Annotated in this window: 18 protein-coding genes, 1 rRNA gene and 1 riboswitch; of the genes, 17 read left to right on the plus strand and 2 right to left on the minus strand. The window is 44.9% G+C overall.

The annotated features are described in order from the left end of the window. Together rrf and ABIE27_RS28685 are read left to right on the plus strand one after the other, a co-directional pair. Positions 1 to 91: ribosomal RNA gene (gene rrf, locus ABIE27_RS28680) — 5S ribosomal RNA — on the plus strand; the annotation flags it as partial. A 231-nt stretch (positions 92 to 322) separates the two neighbouring features. Further along, positions 323 to 763, plus strand: coding sequence for a hypothetical protein (locus tag ABIE27_RS28685; protein WP_123067076.1), 441 nt, complete (start codon positions 323 to 325; stop codon positions 761 to 763). 295 nt (positions 764 to 1,058) lie between these two features. On the opposite strand, the gene ABIE27_RS28690 is transcribed toward ABIE27_RS28685, so the two are convergent. Next, positions 1,059 to 1,583, minus strand: coding sequence for a hypothetical protein (locus tag ABIE27_RS28690; protein ID WP_123067075.1), 525 nt, complete (start codon positions 1,581 to 1,583; stop codon positions 1,059 to 1,061). Positions 1,584 to 1,999: 416 nt separating this feature from the next. Between ABIE27_RS28690 and ABIE27_RS28695 the strand changes: the two genes are divergently transcribed. From ABIE27_RS28695 to rsmI, 10 genes are all read left to right on the plus strand, one after another. Next, positions 2,000 to 2,185 (plus strand): sigma factor G inhibitor Gin, encoded by a 186-nt coding sequence (locus ABIE27_RS28695; protein WP_123067074.1) that lies wholly within the window; start codon positions 2,000 to 2,002, stop codon positions 2,183 to 2,185. Between the two features lie 189 nt (positions 2,186 to 2,374). Continuing rightward, a complete protein-coding gene (locus tag ABIE27_RS28700) occupies positions 2,375 to 4,153 on the plus strand; it encodes an aminotransferase class I/II-fold pyridoxal phosphate-dependent enzyme (protein WP_429352075.1) in 1,779 nt (592 codons plus the stop codon). Between the two features lie 479 nt (positions 4,154 to 4,632). Next, entirely contained in the window at positions 4,633 to 5,280 is a 648-nt protein-coding gene (gene tmk, locus ABIE27_RS28705) for a dTMP kinase (protein ID WP_123067072.1), read from the plus strand. A gap of 62 nt (positions 5,281 to 5,342) precedes the next feature. Continuing rightward, positions 5,343 to 5,672, plus strand: coding sequence for a cyclic-di-AMP receptor (locus ABIE27_RS28710; protein WP_047914178.1), 330 nt, complete (start codon positions 5,343 to 5,345; stop codon positions 5,670 to 5,672). 356 nt (positions 5,673 to 6,028) lie between these two features. Continuing rightward, entirely contained in the window at positions 6,029 to 6,472 is a 444-nt protein-coding gene (locus ABIE27_RS28715; RefSeq protein ID WP_123067071.1) for a YaaR family protein, read from the plus strand. Positions 6,473 to 6,481: 9 nt separating this feature from the next. Further along, the gene (gene holB / locus ABIE27_RS28720; protein WP_123067070.1) at positions 6,482 to 7,453 is read left to right on the plus strand and encodes a DNA polymerase III subunit delta'; all 972 of its coding nucleotides are present in this window, start codon (positions 6,482 to 6,484) and stop codon (positions 7,451 to 7,453) included. Between the two features lie 114 nt (positions 7,454 to 7,567). Continuing rightward, positions 7,568 to 8,368, plus strand: a complete 801-nt coding sequence (locus ABIE27_RS28725; RefSeq protein ID WP_123067069.1) for a PSP1 domain-containing protein — start codon at positions 7,568 to 7,570, stop codon at positions 8,366 to 8,368. Between the two features lie 28 nt (positions 8,369 to 8,396). Beyond that, a complete protein-coding gene (gene yabA / locus ABIE27_RS28730) occupies positions 8,397 to 8,765 on the plus strand; it encodes a DNA replication initiation control protein YabA (RefSeq protein ID WP_123067068.1) in 369 nt (122 codons plus the stop codon). 75 nt (positions 8,766 to 8,840) lie between these two features. Then, positions 8,841 to 9,620 carry a tRNA1(Val) (adenine(37)-N6)-methyltransferase gene (locus ABIE27_RS28735; protein ID WP_123067067.1) on the plus strand — a complete coding sequence of 260 codons (780 nt, stop codon included), beginning with the start codon at positions 8,841 to 8,843 and terminating at the stop codon, positions 9,618 to 9,620. Then, positions 9,621 to 10,505 carry a 16S rRNA (cytidine(1402)-2'-O)-methyltransferase gene (gene rsmI / locus ABIE27_RS28740; protein WP_429352076.1) on the plus strand — a complete coding sequence of 295 codons (885 nt, stop codon included), beginning with the start codon at positions 9,621 to 9,623 and terminating at the stop codon, positions 10,503 to 10,505. A gap of 236 nt (positions 10,506 to 10,741) precedes the next feature. On the opposite strand, the gene ABIE27_RS28745 is transcribed toward rsmI, so the two are convergent. Next, entirely contained in the window at positions 10,742 to 10,996 is a 255-nt protein-coding gene (locus tag ABIE27_RS28745) for an AbrB/MazE/SpoVT family DNA-binding domain-containing protein (RefSeq protein WP_017691383.1), read from the minus strand. A 328-nt stretch (positions 10,997 to 11,324) separates the two neighbouring features. On the opposite strand from ABIE27_RS28745, the gene ABIE27_RS28750 reads away from it, so the two are divergent. The 5 genes from ABIE27_RS28750 to rsmA all read left to right on the plus strand — a co-directional run bounded on the left by ABIE27_RS28750 (position 11,325) and on the right by rsmA (position 17,304). Then, positions 11,325 to 12,602 carry an HD domain-containing protein gene (locus tag ABIE27_RS28750; protein WP_123067065.1) on the plus strand — a complete coding sequence of 426 codons (1,278 nt, stop codon included), beginning with the start codon at positions 11,325 to 11,327 and terminating at the stop codon, positions 12,600 to 12,602. A 376-nt stretch (positions 12,603 to 12,978) separates the two neighbouring features. Then, positions 12,979 to 13,746: a TatD family hydrolase gene (locus tag ABIE27_RS28755; protein ID WP_429352077.1), complete on the plus strand. Its 768-nt coding sequence runs from the start codon at positions 12,979 to 12,981 to the stop codon at positions 13,744 to 13,746. A 242-nt stretch (positions 13,747 to 13,988) separates the two neighbouring features. Then, positions 13,989 to 14,242: riboswitch (cyclic di-AMP (ydaO/yuaA leader) on the plus strand. A 269-nt stretch (positions 14,243 to 14,511) separates the two neighbouring features. Next, positions 14,512 to 15,696, plus strand: coding sequence for a 3D domain-containing protein (locus tag ABIE27_RS28760; protein ID WP_123067063.1), 1,185 nt, complete (start codon positions 14,512 to 14,514; stop codon positions 15,694 to 15,696). Between the two features lie 155 nt (positions 15,697 to 15,851). Beyond that, positions 15,852 to 16,397: a ribonuclease M5 gene (rnmV, locus tag ABIE27_RS28765; RefSeq protein ID WP_123067062.1), complete on the plus strand. Its 546-nt coding sequence runs from the start codon at positions 15,852 to 15,854 to the stop codon at positions 16,395 to 16,397. 4 nt (positions 16,398 to 16,401) lie between these two features. Continuing rightward, on the plus strand, positions 16,402 to 17,304 hold the full coding sequence (gene rsmA, locus ABIE27_RS28770; RefSeq protein ID WP_429352078.1) for a 16S rRNA (adenine(1518)-N(6)/adenine(1519)-N(6))-dimethyltransferase RsmA: 903 nt from the start codon (positions 16,402 to 16,404) through the stop codon (positions 17,302 to 17,304). The last annotated feature ends 45 nt before the right edge of the window (positions 17,305 to 17,349 follow it).

A 17,349-nucleotide genomic window follows, 5' to 3' on the forward strand; every position in this document is an offset into this window, starting at 1 on the left:
ACACGTACCCATCCCGAACACGACCGTTAAGCCCTCTAGCGCCGATGGTACTTGGACCGCAGGGTCCTGGGAGAGTAGGACGCCGCCAAGCAAAGAACCACTGCCGATGATGTTCGGTGGTGGTTTTTATTTTTGTTCATTTATGTGAAATTGCTAAGAATAGCTCTTTTCAAATCATAAATCGCTGACAGCTTCGTTATGGGAAGGTAACATTTTTGTTACGGATGGCAGGGATAAAACCAGTATAATAGGACTATGTTAAATATGCTAAAAGTACCTGACCGAAGAGCTGGATTGTGCAGCTGTGAAAAGGAGGGTGTGTGTGTTAAGTTGGCGGAGATTTGGACTCCACTCACTTCTGTTGCTTTGTCTGGCGATTGTTCTCGCAGGATGTGGTGAAGCTTCAGGATCTGTATGGATCTCATATGAAGGTGCAGTTAACGAAAAAAGTTTCCCTGTACCCAAAGTAGCGAATAAATCTGACCAGTCCGAAAACAATTCGGATATGGATTATGTTCGATATACGTTGTCTGGAATCAGTGAAAGCACGAGTTTGCCTGAGGTATATCTTAACGAAATTAAAAGTTGGGGTTGGACAGAAAGGCAAGCAAAGCGTTCATCAAATGCCTCAAGTAATGTACATGTTTTCTCAAAGGATGGCCATATTGTTCAGTTGGCTGTGCATGATGGTTCGTTTACGTTGATGGTTCCCAGAAATGAAACGACCCAGACCACAGTAAAGTCACTAGAAGAAGATGATTAACGGATTGATGTGAAAGCGTACGAGTTAACATTGTGATGTTCTTATAAAGTGAAGTTCTCATCGATAGCGATGAGGGCTTTTTTTGTGTTACTGCAAGTTGAAAACGGCAGCACATGCAGTCTTCAATAGATATAAGATACATTGAAGGCTAGGGTAAGTTAGCGGAGCTTAGTAACCATTCAGAACGGAGAAGGGAGAATTCCCCTATATTTGTGGATAAAAGAAGGAGGAAGCAAAAAAAGGTTATCCACAGTGGATAACCTTTTTTTGGAGAAGGATAACGAAAAGAACGATTTTACTGTAAATAATAAGAGACATCTTGATCATTTAATTTAACAAGACCGTCTTTACGTTCACGGGATAGAATGAGTATTACGTATAAGCGAGGTCCGAGTAACCACAGATGCCAGAATATCAGCGAAAGTGTGAAGGATACTGGAGACCATAACAGGCACACAGTAATGATACACAATCCAATCCAGCTCATATTCAGATGAACTCGGACAAACATGCGATAACTAAAGTGTTGATCGGGTATATAGCCAAACCAAGGCATACGCAGGTTCCAGTGCCAACGCTTGGCATACGAAGTACGAACCAGTAACAATATAGTCCTCGCAATGACATAATGGATCCAGACAGTAATTGGCCCAGCCAGTAAAAAGAAGAAGAGGCCGTTCCAGGAGAAGGCAAGTAGATTAAAGATGAGCATGATAACAGGCAGACACAGGTAGCTATATATAACGCTACGAGCGATAGGTTTTTTTTTCAGAAGGCGATACTGATAAAAGGTTGCCTTATTCTCCGGTTCGGCGATCATACGATTTTAAATCCTCCTTCAAGTTACGAGTAAGTAGTAGAGTCGTGTGTACATATGTATGGAGAGATAAAGATGATAAAGAAATAATTAATGTGGCATGCCCGACGGACTTTGTTATCGTTATCATATCTTATATATCGGCTGAAATTCCAAGTTTTTTTAAGGTTATTATATCGTAGTTTAGATCAGCGTGAACCTGCATGGGGAAATCCTGTGTTGATTCATGAAAAAGAGTGAGGCTGAAGGTTCAAGAATAAACGTGACTCGGAACAGGACATTGTATATTTTCTGTACAGACACCTATTAAGGGAGGAGCGAATATATATATTTTATAGAAAGAAAGCACTATGAAAATGTTTAAAATAATAGAAACTGTGCAATACTGATAGTAAACGTAAAACAAGGTGGGATGGTTCATGGAAGAACATGCCGAACACACATGTATCATTTGCGAGCAACGGAAGAGAGAAGGCATATTTATTGTATCTGAATTCATATGTGATGCTTGTGAAGCAGAGATGGTTCACACCGATGCGAAGGATGCGAAGTATAACTTTTTTATTCATCAGATGAAACAGATTTGGGTGCAAAAGAACGCTTAAAGGACGTTATATGCTTCACTGTGAGGTTAGAAATTTACATGATCAATATTAATGATTATATAGGGGCCCGAGAGGCCTTTTTTTGTTGGAGAGGGGATTACCTTGTCTGACTTGTGCAGAAAGCGTATGCTGAAATAAAGAGTGAAGATGCATGTTTTACGAAAATAACAGTTACAGGATGGATATCTTATGAATGAACATAATACATCAGGTATAGGAAAAAATAGGGCTCCTTTATATGAAGCATTGCTCGCATATCGTGATTCGAAGCAGCGTTCATTTCATGTGCCAGGACATAAAAATGGACAAGTCTATCATCAATGGATGCAACCGTTTGAGGGAGCGGAAGATACTCTGCAAAAAGGGATAGAAAAAAAAGTAGAAACCGGAAATGTTTTAGGAGTAGAACAAACGAAACAGGAGAAAAGGGACAAAGAGGGAGAGCAGATTTCGGCTGCTTTAGATTATTCATTGAAGGATAAAGATCAATCCAAACATGTTGTACCCGTACATGCTTATCTGGACATGATGGAGATGGATGTTACGGAGATTACAGGTACGGATGATCTGCACCATCCTGAGGGAGTGATCAAGGAAGCACAGGAACTGGCAGCGGATTGTTTCGGTGCGGAGGAAAGTTTCTTCCTAGTGGGAGGAAGTACAGCAGGAAACTTGTCTTTATTACTCACAATCTGTGATGAGCCAGGTAGTATCGTGCTGGTGCAACGTAATGTACATAAATCGGTTATTCACGGACTGATGTTAGCGGGCGCAAGGGCGGTATTTCTGGAGCCATGGGTTGACCCTGGATCTGGACTTGCTGTCGTGCCGTCCATTGAGACGGTTCAGGCTGCTGTCCAGAGGTATCCTGAGGCAAAGGGTGTATTTGTCACGTTGCCCAATTATTATGGCATGGGAGCGGATCTGACACCCATTGCCGAAGTTTGCCACGAGGCTGGCATGCCACTACTCGTGGATGAAGCGCATGGCGCGCATTATGGGCAGCATCCGGAGCTGCCTGTCTCTGCACTGTCCTGCGGAGCAGACGGTGTAGTGCAGTCGACGCATAAGATGCTGGCCGCCTTTACCATGGGAGCCATGCTGCACATTCAGGGATCGCGATTGAATCGCTCCCTGCTTCGGCAGCGTCTGGCCATGGTGCAAAGCTCAAGCCCATCCTATCCGGTGATGGCTTCGCTTGATCTTTCGCGCCGGCTATTGCATGTGCACGGCGCAGATGCCTTCACGGCAGGGCTTACTGCCGTGAAAGCATTGAAGCGCGGCCTCGCGGAGTTGCCGCGCTTCCAGTTGCTGCAGCCTGCGGACTCGCTGCAGCAAGAGCCGGCCTACGGCAATGACAATCCGGCGGCGATGCCTGACCGCAAAGGATATACCGCACAGGACCCATTCAAGGTCGTCATATATGACGACACAGGGGGACTAAGCGGTTATGGGCTGCAGCAGCAGCTGGAGGCTTGCGGCTGTGTGCCAGAGATGAGCGACGAAAGGTACGTCGTCTTGCTCTTCAGTCTTGGCTCCACAATGCAGGATGCTGAGCATGTGTTGCAGGCTTTACGGCATATTAACGTTGCCTACAAGTTGGAGCATTCACTGGAATCCACAGCGTCTGTCAGGACGGCTGCTCAAACTCAGACTGACACTCCAATCTATGTTTCCACGTGGAACAATATAGAAGAACGTGAACGCTTATCTGAGCCAGTTGCCTTCTCCCTGCAACCTATCTTAGAGATGGATATGATTGGAGTTTCAATCGAAGACTGCACAGGATATCGATCGGCGGAGATGGTTATTCCATATCCTCCAGGCATTCCGTTGGTGTATCCCGGCGAACGAATAAGTTCAAAGGTTGCCGAGCAAATTCGAATTCTACGCGATGCAGGAGCCAAGTTTCAGGGGATCTCGGATCATACGTATCAGAAGTTAAATGTCATGAAACCTGAGTCATAGGAAAAGTACTCGTGCAGCTCCCAGCAAGCAGTGTCCTGTTTCATGACAAGGGTGGTTAGCCGTTCAAAAAATCTTGTATGTGGAAATCAGTAGCTTGAGGAATTTATATATGATATAGAAATAACTAAAATGATATTGGCCATCAGCATTGTCACTTCTCTACTTCTTGTTCAGGTTACGTCGGCTTCAGGAGTAGAATCAAGTAATTACAGAATCCAGAGTACTGTTAAGCGTTGAGTTCACTTTCAAAGATGATATCGTATGGTTGAAAAAGGACTAACGTTTCATGTTGGAGGAAAAGCCACCTTATAGTATGATAGAAAGAAAAACTAGCTTGTATTATTTTTGTGTTATTAAATGCAGTTGTTGAACAATACACCTCTGGGCGAAGGAAATCATATCTTGAAGCAAGAGGGTCTAGGCACATGCATAATAGCCATGAATGGATGCAGCAATGAATACAGAAAGCAGGGAAGCATATGCAGGGCAGAGGTAAATTCATTACGCTGGAAGGAGGAGAGGGTTCAGGGAAAACAACGATGATTGGCAGGATCGGTTCTTATTTTGAAGAACGGGGTATACCTTACGTAGTTACAAGAGAGCCTGGCGGGATTGAGATCGCAGAGAAAATACGTAACATCATCCTTGACCCTCTTCATACGGCGATGGATGCACGAACCGAAGCACTGCTCTATGCTGCAGCTCGCAGTCAGCATCTAGCAGAGAAGGTAGAGCCTGCACTGCAAGCTGGCAAAACCGTGATCTGTGATCGGTTTGTAGACAGCAGTCTTGCTTATCAAGGGTATGCGCGCGGACTCGGAATGGAGAATGTGTGGGCAATCAATCGTTTTGCGATTGGAGACCTGATGCCTGACATGACACTTTATCTGGACATTGAGCCAGAACAGGGACTTGGTCGAATTGAGGCTCATGATGGACGTGAAGTCAATCGTCTTGATCTGGAGAACCTGGAGTTCCATCGAAAAGTACGTGAAGCTTACTTTCTGCTTCAGAAACAGTTTCCAGAACGCATCAAAATTATTGATGCTTCACAGACACCAGATGAGGTGGAGAAAGCGATGATTTTGTCGCTGGAAACAGGTATTATGAAGGATTTTGACGAGTAATTGTCTAATATATAGACAGGGCATTTTGTTAAAAGTGCTTAATCTAAAGGAGGTTATGCAGGATGAAACTGATTGTTGCGATTATACAGGATAAAGACAGCAACCGATTATCCAGCGCATTGGTCAAAGCGAATTTTCGGGCAACCAAGCTTGCCAGTACGGGTGGATTTTTGAAGGCAGGCAACACGACGTTTATGATCGGTGTCGATGATAGTCAAGTCGAATCCGTTATGAATGTCATTCGCAGCAGCTGTAAGGTTCGTGAACAGCTCGTAACTCCAGTTACACCGATGAGCGGAACGACCGACTCTTACCTGCCGCTACCTGTTGAAGTCCAAGTCGGTGGAGCAACCGTGTTTGTTCTTCCGGTAGATCGTTTCGAGCATTTCTAATCCGTTTGTACAGATGAAATCCGTGAGTGTTTTTCATTTATCGATAGCATGACTGCATCTTGCATGATGGTAACGAACGATGTAAAAGAACGTATTCCATATGAATTACGTGGCACTTATGGGCGCCCTTGTTGATGGAAGGAAACGGCACTCTCTCCCAAAGAAGACTCTGCTTCGCAATGATGTACTTCTTTGGGGAGAGGCGACTTCGAACAGAATCGTAGATAAGATCATTTTTATCTACTATTATATATACAGTGTATTCAAGTATATAAGGCCCATCTTACGCACAGGCGCAATGCGCACTGTGCTGATGTGCGATTGGCCTAACGATGGTATAGAAAGCAGGCGTACCCATGAAAATCAATCCCGGATTCAGACCGCTGCAGAGTGGAATCAATACGAATGATTCAGGCTCCAAGCCGGTTCAATCCAAAAGTTTCTCTGATATGATGAATCACCAGGGGGAGCGGGCTTCCCAAGCAGAACTCAACCGCCGACTAAGCGAAATCCAGCTTCAGGGTGATCGATTGGCTCGATCCATGACAATTCGTGAACTGAAAGCATATAAACAGCTTGTCAAAAGGTTTCTGGAAGAGACAGTCCGCCGCGGTGTATCGATGAAAGAGACAAGGGGTTGGGATCGCCGCGGCAGAGGTAAACGATACAAACTTATCGATGAGATTGACTCGGCTCTGTTATCTATGGCGGATGAGTTATTGGATACAGAAGAAGGAAAAATCTCTCTGTTGCAACAAGTAGGAGAAATTCGGGGAATGCTTATTAACTTAAGCTTCTGAGGAGGAAGTATGTCCTTTCAACAAATTATGGGCCAACAGGCAGCCAAGCAATTGTTGCAAAGCAGTCTGAGACGCCAGGCGATCAGTCATGCGTATTTGTTCAGCGGTCCGTCTGGCAGTGGGCAGCTACAGACAGCCATGGCGTTTGCCAAGGCAATCTTCTGCACAGAGCTTGAGGACGACGCCTGTGGGCAATGTCTTGAATGCCGCAAAGTAGAACACAGAAACCATCCAGACCTGACGATGCTTGCGCCGGATGGCAATAACATTAAAATAGATCAGATTCGGGATTTGCAACGCATTTTCTCTTACCGTTCAGAGGCGGGGCATCCCAAAGTATATATTATAGAACAGGCTGAGAAAATGACCGTTCAGGCTGCAAACAGCTTGTTAAAATTTTTAGAAGAACCTCAAGTTCCGGCGGTTGGGATTCTGATTACAGATAATGGACAGGCCATGCTGCCTACCATTCGTTCACGTGCTCAGATGGTGCCTTTCAGTGCACTAAATCCGGAGGATATGCTTCAATCGTTGATTGAGGAAGGTTTTCCCGCCAATCTGGTGAGGCCTGCTGTCCATTTGACGTCAGGACTGGAAGCATGTAGAGAAATTCTCCAGCAGAATTGGTTTGCAGAAATTAGAAACGTAATGTTACAATTAGGGAAGGAGTCCCTGGGCAGAGGAAGTACATCTTTGATCTCGGCACAGCAGAAGCTTTTCAAAACAGGACTCTCGGAACACCTGGACATGCTGCTTAGTTTGTTCCATTTGTGGTTCAGGGACATGCTGTATGTTCAGTACGGTAGGCATGAACATATCGTTTTTATAGATCAGTTAGACATGCTGTCTCAGTTGGCACATACCCGCAGCACAGAGCAGTGGGTCTCCTATATGGATTTGGCCGCGGCATGCAGAAAAAAATTGCGTTTTAATGTCAATGGCCAGCTTTGTCTGGAGCAATTTTTGATCGGTTTGGCATAAGGCTGGAGGATCGCGTGAGACCCAATCCTATGCAAACGGTTATAACTTCGGCGGGTTCCCTAAGAAGTCAGGGCTTCAGACGAAGTGGGGTTGGCTTACAAGGGGGTTAATTTTTTGTACAGTGTAGTGGGTGTCCGTTTCAAAAAGGCGGGCAAAATTTATTACTTCGATCCCCTGGACCTTCCCATTGAGAAAGAAAACTGCGTGATCGTGGAAACGGCACGAGGGGTTGAGTATGGTAAGGTTGTCGTGGGCAAGAAGGAAGTGGGCGAGGCTGATGTGGTTTTGCCGCTCAAAAAGGTTATCCGCGTTGCAGGTGATACAGATGCCCGTGTGGTGGATGAGAACAAGCGTGCAGCCAAAGAAGCATTCGGTACTTGTTTAAATAAAATCAGAGACCATGGCCTCAAAATGAAGCTGGTCGATGTAGAATTCACGTTTGATCGCAATAAAATTATTTTTTATTTTACAGCAGAAGGTAGAGTCGATTTCCGCGAGCTGGTCAAGGACCTGGCAAGCATTTTCCGGACACGAATTGAACTGAGACAGATTGGTGTTCGTGATGAAGCAAAAATGCTTGGTGGAATAGGGCCTTGCGGCCGTGTGTTGTGTTGCTCCTCCTGGCTGGGAGATTTTGAGCCTGTGTCTATTAAGATGGCTAAAGATCAGAGCTTGTCACTGAATCCGACGAAAATTTCAGGGTTGTGCGGAAGACTTATGTGCTGTCTGAAATTTGAGCATGATAATTATGAGAGCGTGAGAGAAGAGCTGCCAGCTGTAGGCAAACTGGTCGTCACCTCATTGGGTGAAGGCAAAGTTGTCGGAATTAATGCCGGTAACCGCACGGTGCATGTTCAACTGTTCGACATCAGTAAAGTCAAAGAACTTCCGCTGGATGACGTCGTTATCAAGTAAACCATAAAGGTTGCTTCGGGGTGGAAACTTGGAAAAGAAAAATCTGTTTACGCACATTCATGAAATGGAAACCCAAATGGGTCAGTTGCACGGTGATTTAGCAGAATTAAAAATGATTGTCAAAGAGTTGCTGGAAGAAAATCAGCGGCTTACCATCGAAAATGAGCAGTTACGCAAACTGCTTAAGCGTGAAGCGCCGGCAGATCTGCCGATCTCATCTGCTCTTGCTCCTGTCGCAAGACCGGCGGGTCCAGCTGCAGGTGAAGATGTAGTGGGCGAAGGTTATGACAACTTGGCTCGGCTGTATCATGAAGGATTCCATATCTGCAACGTCTATTATGGACATTTGCGGACGGAAGGCGATTGTCTGTTCTGCCTGTCTTTTTTGAATAAATGAAGTGACCGTAGGGATTCCCTACGGTTTTTTTTCAAGGTTATAAACGTTTAACGTACCGGAGGATGAGAGTACCCTATGACAGACGAAGAAGTAATTTTACAGGAATCCGAGCGGATTGATGATCTGCTCTCTCATAATTTGCGAATCATCCAAAGTGATGAAGTGTTCAGTTTTTCTATGGATGCTGTCTTGCTGGCCCGATTTGCTTCTGTTCCGAAACGCGGGCGTGTTCTGGACTTGTGCACGGGAAATGGGGTCGTGCCTATTTTACTGACAACACGTACGCAGGCAAGTCTGGAAGGCATTGAGATTCAGCCACGACTTGCAGATATGGCACGCCGGAGTGTGCAGTTGAATGAATTGGATGAGTCCATCCATATTCGTGAGGGAGATTTGCGAGATTTGGTTAAAGAAACTGGACATGCGGTATATGATGCCATTACGGTAAATCCTCCGTACATGCCGTTGAATGGAAGTGACCTCAAGATGAACACCCATCAGGCCATGGCACGTCATGAAATCGGGTGTACTCTTGAGGAAGTCATTCAAGCATGCAATCGTCTTGTGCGTAATGGTGGGAAAGTATCTATGGTTCATAGACCGCAGCGTCTCGGCGAAATTATATCATTAATGCGCGAATACAAGCTGGAACCCAAGCGCATTCGTATGGTACACCCGCGTGCTCATCTGGAGGCGAACATGGTGTTGATTGAAGCGATGAAAGACGGCAAGCCAGAGGTACGCATGTTGCCGCCACTTATTGTCTACAATGAACAGGGTAGCTACTGCGATGAGATTATGGAGATCTACTATGGTCAGCAGGATGCCGAACGATCGAAGGAAGGAGGAAACTAGATGTCTTTACAAGTCCAAAAAAGCTTTAGGGAGCAGTCCGAACCTACAGGCAAGTTATATTTGGTTGGGACACCGATTGGAAACTTGGAGGATATGACCTTCCGGGCCATTAAGACATTGCAGGCCTGTGATATTATTGCTGCTGAAGATACTCGTCAGACGCGAAAGCTGCTCACTCATTTTGAGATTACACCTTCCATGCTGTTTAGCTATCATGAGCACAATAAGGGTGCGAGTGGCCCTGAACTGATACGCTATATAATAGAAGGAAAAAATTTGGCACTTGTCAGCGATGCCGGATTACCAGCCATTTCAGACCCAGGTTCTGATCTGGTAAAGCTTGCAATCGAAGCCGGAATTACGGTCATACCGATTCCTGGTCCGAATGCAGCATTATCCGCTCTGATCGTATCCGGATTACCAACAGAACGGTTTACCTTTGGTGGTTTTTTGCCACGAGAGAAAAAGGACATGCGTAAGGTACTGGAAGCTTTCAATGAGTCGAATGGTACGTTGCTTTTCTATGAGTCCCCTCACCGGATTCGCAAAACCTTGATGTATCTGGAAGAAATTCTGGGTGAACGTTCCATTGTACTGGCTCGTGAGTTGACCAAGCGGCACGAGGAATTTGTTAGAGGTAGTCTGAAGGAATGTATAGAATGGCTCGAAGAGCACCCGCCTCTAGGTGAATATTGTTTGTTGGTTGAAGGGATCAGGGAAGAGGAACGTAAGGCTGAACGGGAAGCATGGTGGCAGGTTTTGTCGCTGGAAGAACACGTGGAACACTATGAAAATGAAGGAAACAGTCGTAAAGATGCGATGAAAAAAACAGCAGCTGATCGAGGGTTGGCAAAACGGGACGTATATAATGCTTTGATTGGGTAGCCAAAATTTTAAAAATACCAAATTTAGTTGTAATTACCTTAAAGAGAGATTAAAACAAAGCTTAATATAACCTTAAAATGTAAAAAGAGCAGCACACCAAAATGTGAAAGATATGTGTCTGCTCTTAAGGGTGAAAAAAAAGACCCTCCAACGGTGAGATTACACCGGGAAGGCCATGAGGGAATATAAAAAGGTTAGAATTAACGATTTGGATAATTCCAGTATACTTGTTTTTCTTATTTTGCTACAGGTGCAGGGATTTCAGAAATACATTCGTTACAAACGATTTTACCTTTGAAGTAAGTTACGTTCTCAGCGTTACCACAGAAGATACAAGCTGGCTCGTATTTTTTGAGCATGATGCGCTCACCATCAACGTAGATTTCCAAAGCATCTTTTTCGCCAATACCGAGTGTACGACGCAATTCGATTGGAATAACTACCCGTCCCAGTTCATCCACTTTTCTTACAATACCTGTTGATTTCATCATTATAATCAGTGCTCCTCTCAGCTAACTATCATTGTCATTATTCGACATTATTTTATGTTTTATGATACTCATCATACCAACGATTCCCAAAACAGTCAACCTTAAAATTAGCTTAAAATAAAGGGTGTTTTTCTTAAGTTTACTGGTGGTAAGGGATTAAAAGCAATTTTTCGTATTTAAACATCCATGTCAGCTTTGTCGATTTGGAAAACGACAAAAGTGCTTTGTTCGACAAAATTCGTCATTTCATGTCGAATTGTTGGTGAAAATTGAAGCTGGACGCGTTATTCTTTATGGCAAGAGAACAATTTAAAAGGAGTGAATCGAAATGGAACACCGTCTGACGGAAGAGAAAGTATTTAAAGATCCGGTACATAATTATATTCATGTGCAAGAACCGATTATATGGCAATTGATCAATACACCTGAATTTCAGAGGCTACGCCGCATTCGTCAATTAGGGACATCTTATCTAACTTTTCACGGGGCAGAGCACAGTCGTTTCTCCCATTCGCTAGGTGTATATGAAATTACCCGAAAGATCATCTCTCAGTTTGAACGAAGCCATTATTCGGACTGGCCCAAGGAAGAAAAGCTGGTGACGTTGTGTGCTGCCTTACTTCATGATCTCGGACATGGACCATTCTCTCATTCCATTGAAGAGGCTTTTGACATGAATCATGAGGATTGGACATGCCGCATTATCAAGGGTGATACCGAAGTAGGGGCGATTCTAAGACGGTATGCTCCTGATTTTGATGAAAAAGTGGCTTCCGTTATCCAGAAGACGTATGATAAACCGATTGTTGTGAATCTGGTAACCAGTCCGCTTGATGCGGACCGAATGGATTACTTGCTCAGGGATGCCTACTTTACAGGGGTAAATTATGGCACGATCGACTTGGATCGCATTCTTCGCATGCTGCGTCCATTCCATGGACGAATTGTAGTTAAAGAGTCTGGTATGCATGCTGTGGAAGATTATCTGATGTCACGATACCAGATGTATTGGCAGATTTACTTCCATCCTGTGACGCGCAGCTCCGAGATTATATTGCGACAAATCTTTAAGCGGGCAAAACAACTTGTGAAGCAAGGCTTTCCATTCCGTTTCATGGTAGAGCCACTGCCCAAACTGTTTCATGGAGAAATTTCAGTTGATGAATATCTGCAGCTTGACGAATCGTTAATTCAAACAGCCTTTATGCAGTGGCGTAAGGAGGACGATTCTGTTCTGAGTGAGTTGTGCGAACGTTTTATGGATCGCAGGTTATATAAATATGTGGAACTCGAACAGATCGACTTGGACATCATTGAAGAGATTCGGGAAGCTTTTGTACAAGCAGGATTGAATCCCGAGTATGATCTTGAAATTGATTTTCCGACGGATAATCCGTATGATGTGTTTCGTCCAGATCAATCTACCGATAAGCAAATTCTACTGCTGGATCGGCAGGACAAGTTGCATGAGCTGTCAGAAGTTTCTGATATTGTGCGTTCGATCAGTGGACTTCATCTGGGCAAACATCATTTGTACTATCCGCAAAACAAGGTGGATGCCATTCTTCATGAATTACCGTCCCATATACGCCCCTATTTTCTGTAATCTTGAGTCGATGCAGCTGGGTGAAACATTTTGATATCAAAAGACTTTCTAAGAGAGCTATTTTACATGATACAGTAATCTGCTTTAATGGCGAGGATATGTAGATCGACATAATTTTGTAATCCGAGTGAGTAATTATACAGTTTCTAACGCCTTTTCTTGCAAGATGTTGATTTGACTTTTTATTTTCCTTCTATATATAGTAGCTTGAGTGCTAAAACTGAAAATACTGAAATTGATGCTTGTCCCAATCATTTAATGATGAAAAAAATAAATTTGAAATTCAAACGCAAGAATTCCTGTACAAGAATAAGAGGAGTTCCCATGAACAAATCAGCGGCATTTGACTTTCGACATGAAGGGAGAACGAGAAAGCATGTTATTCGACACACATACTCATCTGGATGCACCACAATTCGACGAAGACCGAGAGGACATAATTCAGCGGGCCATTGAGGCGGGAGTTACTCGCATGATTAATATCGGCTTTAATCGGGAGACGATTCCAACGACGATGAAACTGGCCGAAACGTATGATTTTATCTACGCAGCTGTAGGCTGGCACCCGGTGGATGCAATTACGATGCAAGAGGGTGATCTGGAATGGATTGCATCATTGTGCAAACATGAAAAAGTGGTAGCGATTGGCGAAATCGGTCTAGACTATCATTGGGACACTTCTCCTAAGGAGGTGCAGCACCGCGTATTACGACAACAAATTGCATTGGCACGGGAATTGAATATGCCCATTGTCATCCATAATCGGGATGCTCATGAGGACATTGTACGTATTTTACGCGAGGAGAAGGCTGGAGAGGTTGGAGGTGTGATGCATTCATTCTCAGGAAGCTGGGAAACGGCGAAAATGTGTCTGGATTTGGGGTTCCATCTGTCCTTTGGAGGACCGGTCACGTTCAAAAATGCCAAGCAACCGAAAGAGGTGCTTGCGAAGGTACCGATGGATCGATTTTTCTTGGAAACGGACTCCCCGTATCTTACACCTCATCCTTATCGTGGAAAACGAAATGAGACAGCGCATGTACGTCTGGTTGCTGAAGCAGCTGCGGAAATTAAAGGCATTTCGGTAGAGGAAATTGCTGCAATTACCACCAAAAATGCCATGGAACGATTTGGGATTCGATAAGAAAACGAGTAAATCAGGTGAAAAAGGGAGATACAGAGAGTTAATTTGCTCTTTGTTTCGAATTATTGCAGAATATTACAATATTTTAACCAAATATTTAGAAAAACGTACTTGATCCGTGCTTTACAACATGCATCAAAACAGGATATCATCTTTTCAGTGAATTGTTGCGCGGAAAATTGGACAGATGTTCGGGGGATGAACAAAGGGACACTTTCCGATGAGACAACATTACTTTTCATGAATCAATCTCGCTGAGTCTCCGTTAACGGAGAGCGGGGGAACCAATAGGGCTTAAACATCGGTGATTCTAGCCGATGCGCATCGTTCGCTGACCCAAAAGCAGCGGAATGTTCTGCGAAGCCGTATTTGATTTCTTCTTTGGGTCTCGGGGTGAATTCAAGGGCGTCCGCCATGAGCGGATGACCTAAGATAGGGCGGCTCTCTTTCGCCCGAACCCGACAGCTAACCTCGCAAGCGGAAAAAGAGAGGCAACCTCGTGCATGAATTTCCGATATTCAAAATCATTCGGAAGCCACGAAAGGGTCTCTTACACTCTTTCTTTGGCTTTTTTTGTTTTGAATAAAAGAAATATTGTCATCATACGGTAGGTATTCAGGAGGATGACATCATGTTGCGAAGAGGGGTTCATGGTGCAGAACCGGTCATTATCTCTGATCTGTGTTCTGTAGAAAAATTGTTATAGTCGCGTCAAAGACATCATGCATTACTTTAGACGGCGAGGCTATGAAGGAGGACGGAGAAGTGGGCATATTCCAACCAGAAGAGACCCATGAGTCACGATCATCCAGTAAGTCTTTCGCGTTGCGGTGGAAGCATGAGAACTTGCGTCAAATGGCACTGATCGCGATATTCTCAATTGCGCTTGCAATCATGATCTTGTTAGTCGTTTACGGTCAGGCCGGAAAGCAGGTTTCACTGGTTATTGACGGCAAAGCTCAAGTGGTAGAGACTCGTACAGGAATGCTTCAGGAAATGCTGGAGGAGCAGTCAATCACAGTCAGCCCTCACGACAAGGTATCCATGCCCATGAATGGGGCGATCACCGACGGAGACCGAATCGTTATTGAGCGGGCCGTTCCAGTTAACATTACGGCAGACGGAGACACCAAGACTCTTTATACAACCGATTCATCGGTACAGGGTGTAATTCAGCAATCAGGTATTGAAGTTGCAAATCATGATAAAGTGTACCCAGCGCTCGGAACCGCAATTAAGGCGGATATGAAGATTCGTGTAGTGCGTGTAACAAAGCATACAGTGGATGTGAAACAACCGATTGCTTACAAGGTTGTGAAAACGGCAGACCCTAGTTTGTTCCAAGGGGATAACCGTGTTGTAGTGAAAGGCAAGGAAGGCACAGTTGTGCAACATATCGAAAAGGTATTTCAAGATGGAGAACTCGTCTCCAAAAAAGTGGTAGGTAAAACGGTCGCCACCAACCGTGTAGATAAAGTGATTGCGGTAGGTACGAAGGCTAAACCGGTTGTGAAGGAACCTGAGGTTCAATTGGTATCGGCCAAAACTTCAACTACCAAAAAAGCTGTAACAACGAACTCGAAGAAAACATCTGCCTCGGGCAGCAAGGTGATTACGGTCTCCGGGAACTCTTTTAAATACTCTAAAGTTTTGAAAAATGTATCGATGACAGCCTACTCTTCGGAAGAGCCGGGTATTGGTACAAAAACAGCTTCCGGTACACGTGTAACGGAGGGGCGCACCATTGCAGTTGATCCCAAGGTCATTCCAATCGGCTGGTGGGTATACATTGAGGGCCTCGGCTTCCGTCGTGCGGAAGATACAGGCGGCGCTATTAAAGGCAACAAAATTGATGTTTATTATGACAGTGTGAAGCATGCCCTGAATTTTGGACGTAAAAAAGGCAAAACGGTCTATGTGATTGGTCCGGTTAAGCCGGAGGCGAACTAAAATCGTTTTACTTTGAAATGGGAATGCTATAAAATAGTTGCATGAATGATTCATGCGGAATATGCGGCGGAGGGGTCTGAATTCAGTCTCCTCCGCCGTTTGGCAGAGAAGAGGATATTCCTCTTCTTTTTGCGTTAGAAAGGAAGAAAAGGAACATGATAAAAGAAGTCATTGTTGTGGAGGGTCGTGACGACACGGTAGCGATTCGTCGGGCAGTTGAAGCGGATACGATTGAAACCGGAGGCTCTGCGATTAATCAGCGTATTCTGAAGAGAATTGCTCTTGCTCAAGAGAGACGTGGTGTCATTATCCTGACAGACCCAGATCATGCGGGAGAGCGTATCCGTAAAATTATTGCCAATAAGATTCCTGGTTGCAAACATGCCTTCATTCCAGAGGCGGATGCAACGCGCAAAGGAGATATCGGGGTAGAGAATGCTTCTCCGGAAGCGATTCGTCATGCACTGGCTCGCGTACACACGTCCTATGAGGGGGCACCGAGTCTAATCGATTGGGAGGACCTCATTGAAGCAGGATTGATCATACACCCGCAAGCAGCCGCACGTCGTATGGAGATGGGCAACCTGCTTGGTATCGGGTATTGTAACGGCAAGCAGTTCCACAAACGGCTAAGTGTATTTCAGATTACAAGAGAAGAGTTCTCCGCTGCATTAGCGCAAATCGAACGTGAAGGAATGTGAGCATATGAAGGATATGGAGCAAACCATTGAAATAGCGACACCCAAACGTACCAAAGAAATTATTCAAAAGCATGGATTCTCCTTCAAGAAAAGTCTGGGTCAGAACTTCTTGATCGATCAAAATATATTGAACAAAATCGTAGGCGCAGCTGACTTGGACGAGTCTAAGGGAGCGCTGGAGATTGGTCCGGGTATTGGAGCACTTACGGAGCGTCTTGCGCGTATAGCGGGCCCTGTTACAGCTGTTGAGATTGACCAGCGCCTGTTACCGATTCTTGGAGAAGTGATGGAACCGTACCCTAACGTGCGCGTTCACCATGGAGATGTACTCAAGCTGGATCTGGCAGAACTATTTGCCACGGACTTTGCCTCCGTTGATAAGGTAAGCGTAGTAGCGAACTTGCCCTATTATGTAACGACTCCGATCATGATGAAGCTTTTGGAAGAAAAGTTGCCAGTGGATAGCATTGTGGTCATGATACAGAAGGAAGTAGCCGAGCGAATGGCGGCTGCACCAGGTTCCAAAGATTATGGCAGCTTGAGCATCGCCGTGCAGTACTACAGTATGCCCGAAATGGTCTGTGTGGTGCCGCCTACGGTATTTATCCCACAGCCGAATGTAGAGTCTGCAGTAATTAAGCTGAAGGTGCGTGAGCAACCCCCAGTGCAGGTTCCGAACGAAGCACACTATTTTGAGGTGGTACAGGCTTCTTTTGCCCAGCGGAGAAAAACAATCTCCAATAATCTCAAAGCTCGCTTCTTCACTAAGGAGAACAGAGAACAGGCAGATCACCTATTAGAGCAGGCAGGCATTCAGCCTTCGCGGCGTGGTGAGACATTGAGTCTACAGGAGTATGCAACCCTTAGCACCGTGATGTGGGAAGCTGGGGTTCGCGGCGAGCTTTAATTTCAATGAACCAATCAGGGTCTCTGCCCATACGATGGGGTAGAG

The organism is Paenibacillus sp. 4624 (assembly GCF_050435065.1).
Taxonomy (GTDB): domain Bacteria; phylum Bacillota; class Bacilli; order Paenibacillales; family Paenibacillaceae; genus Paenibacillus; species Paenibacillus amylolyticus_D.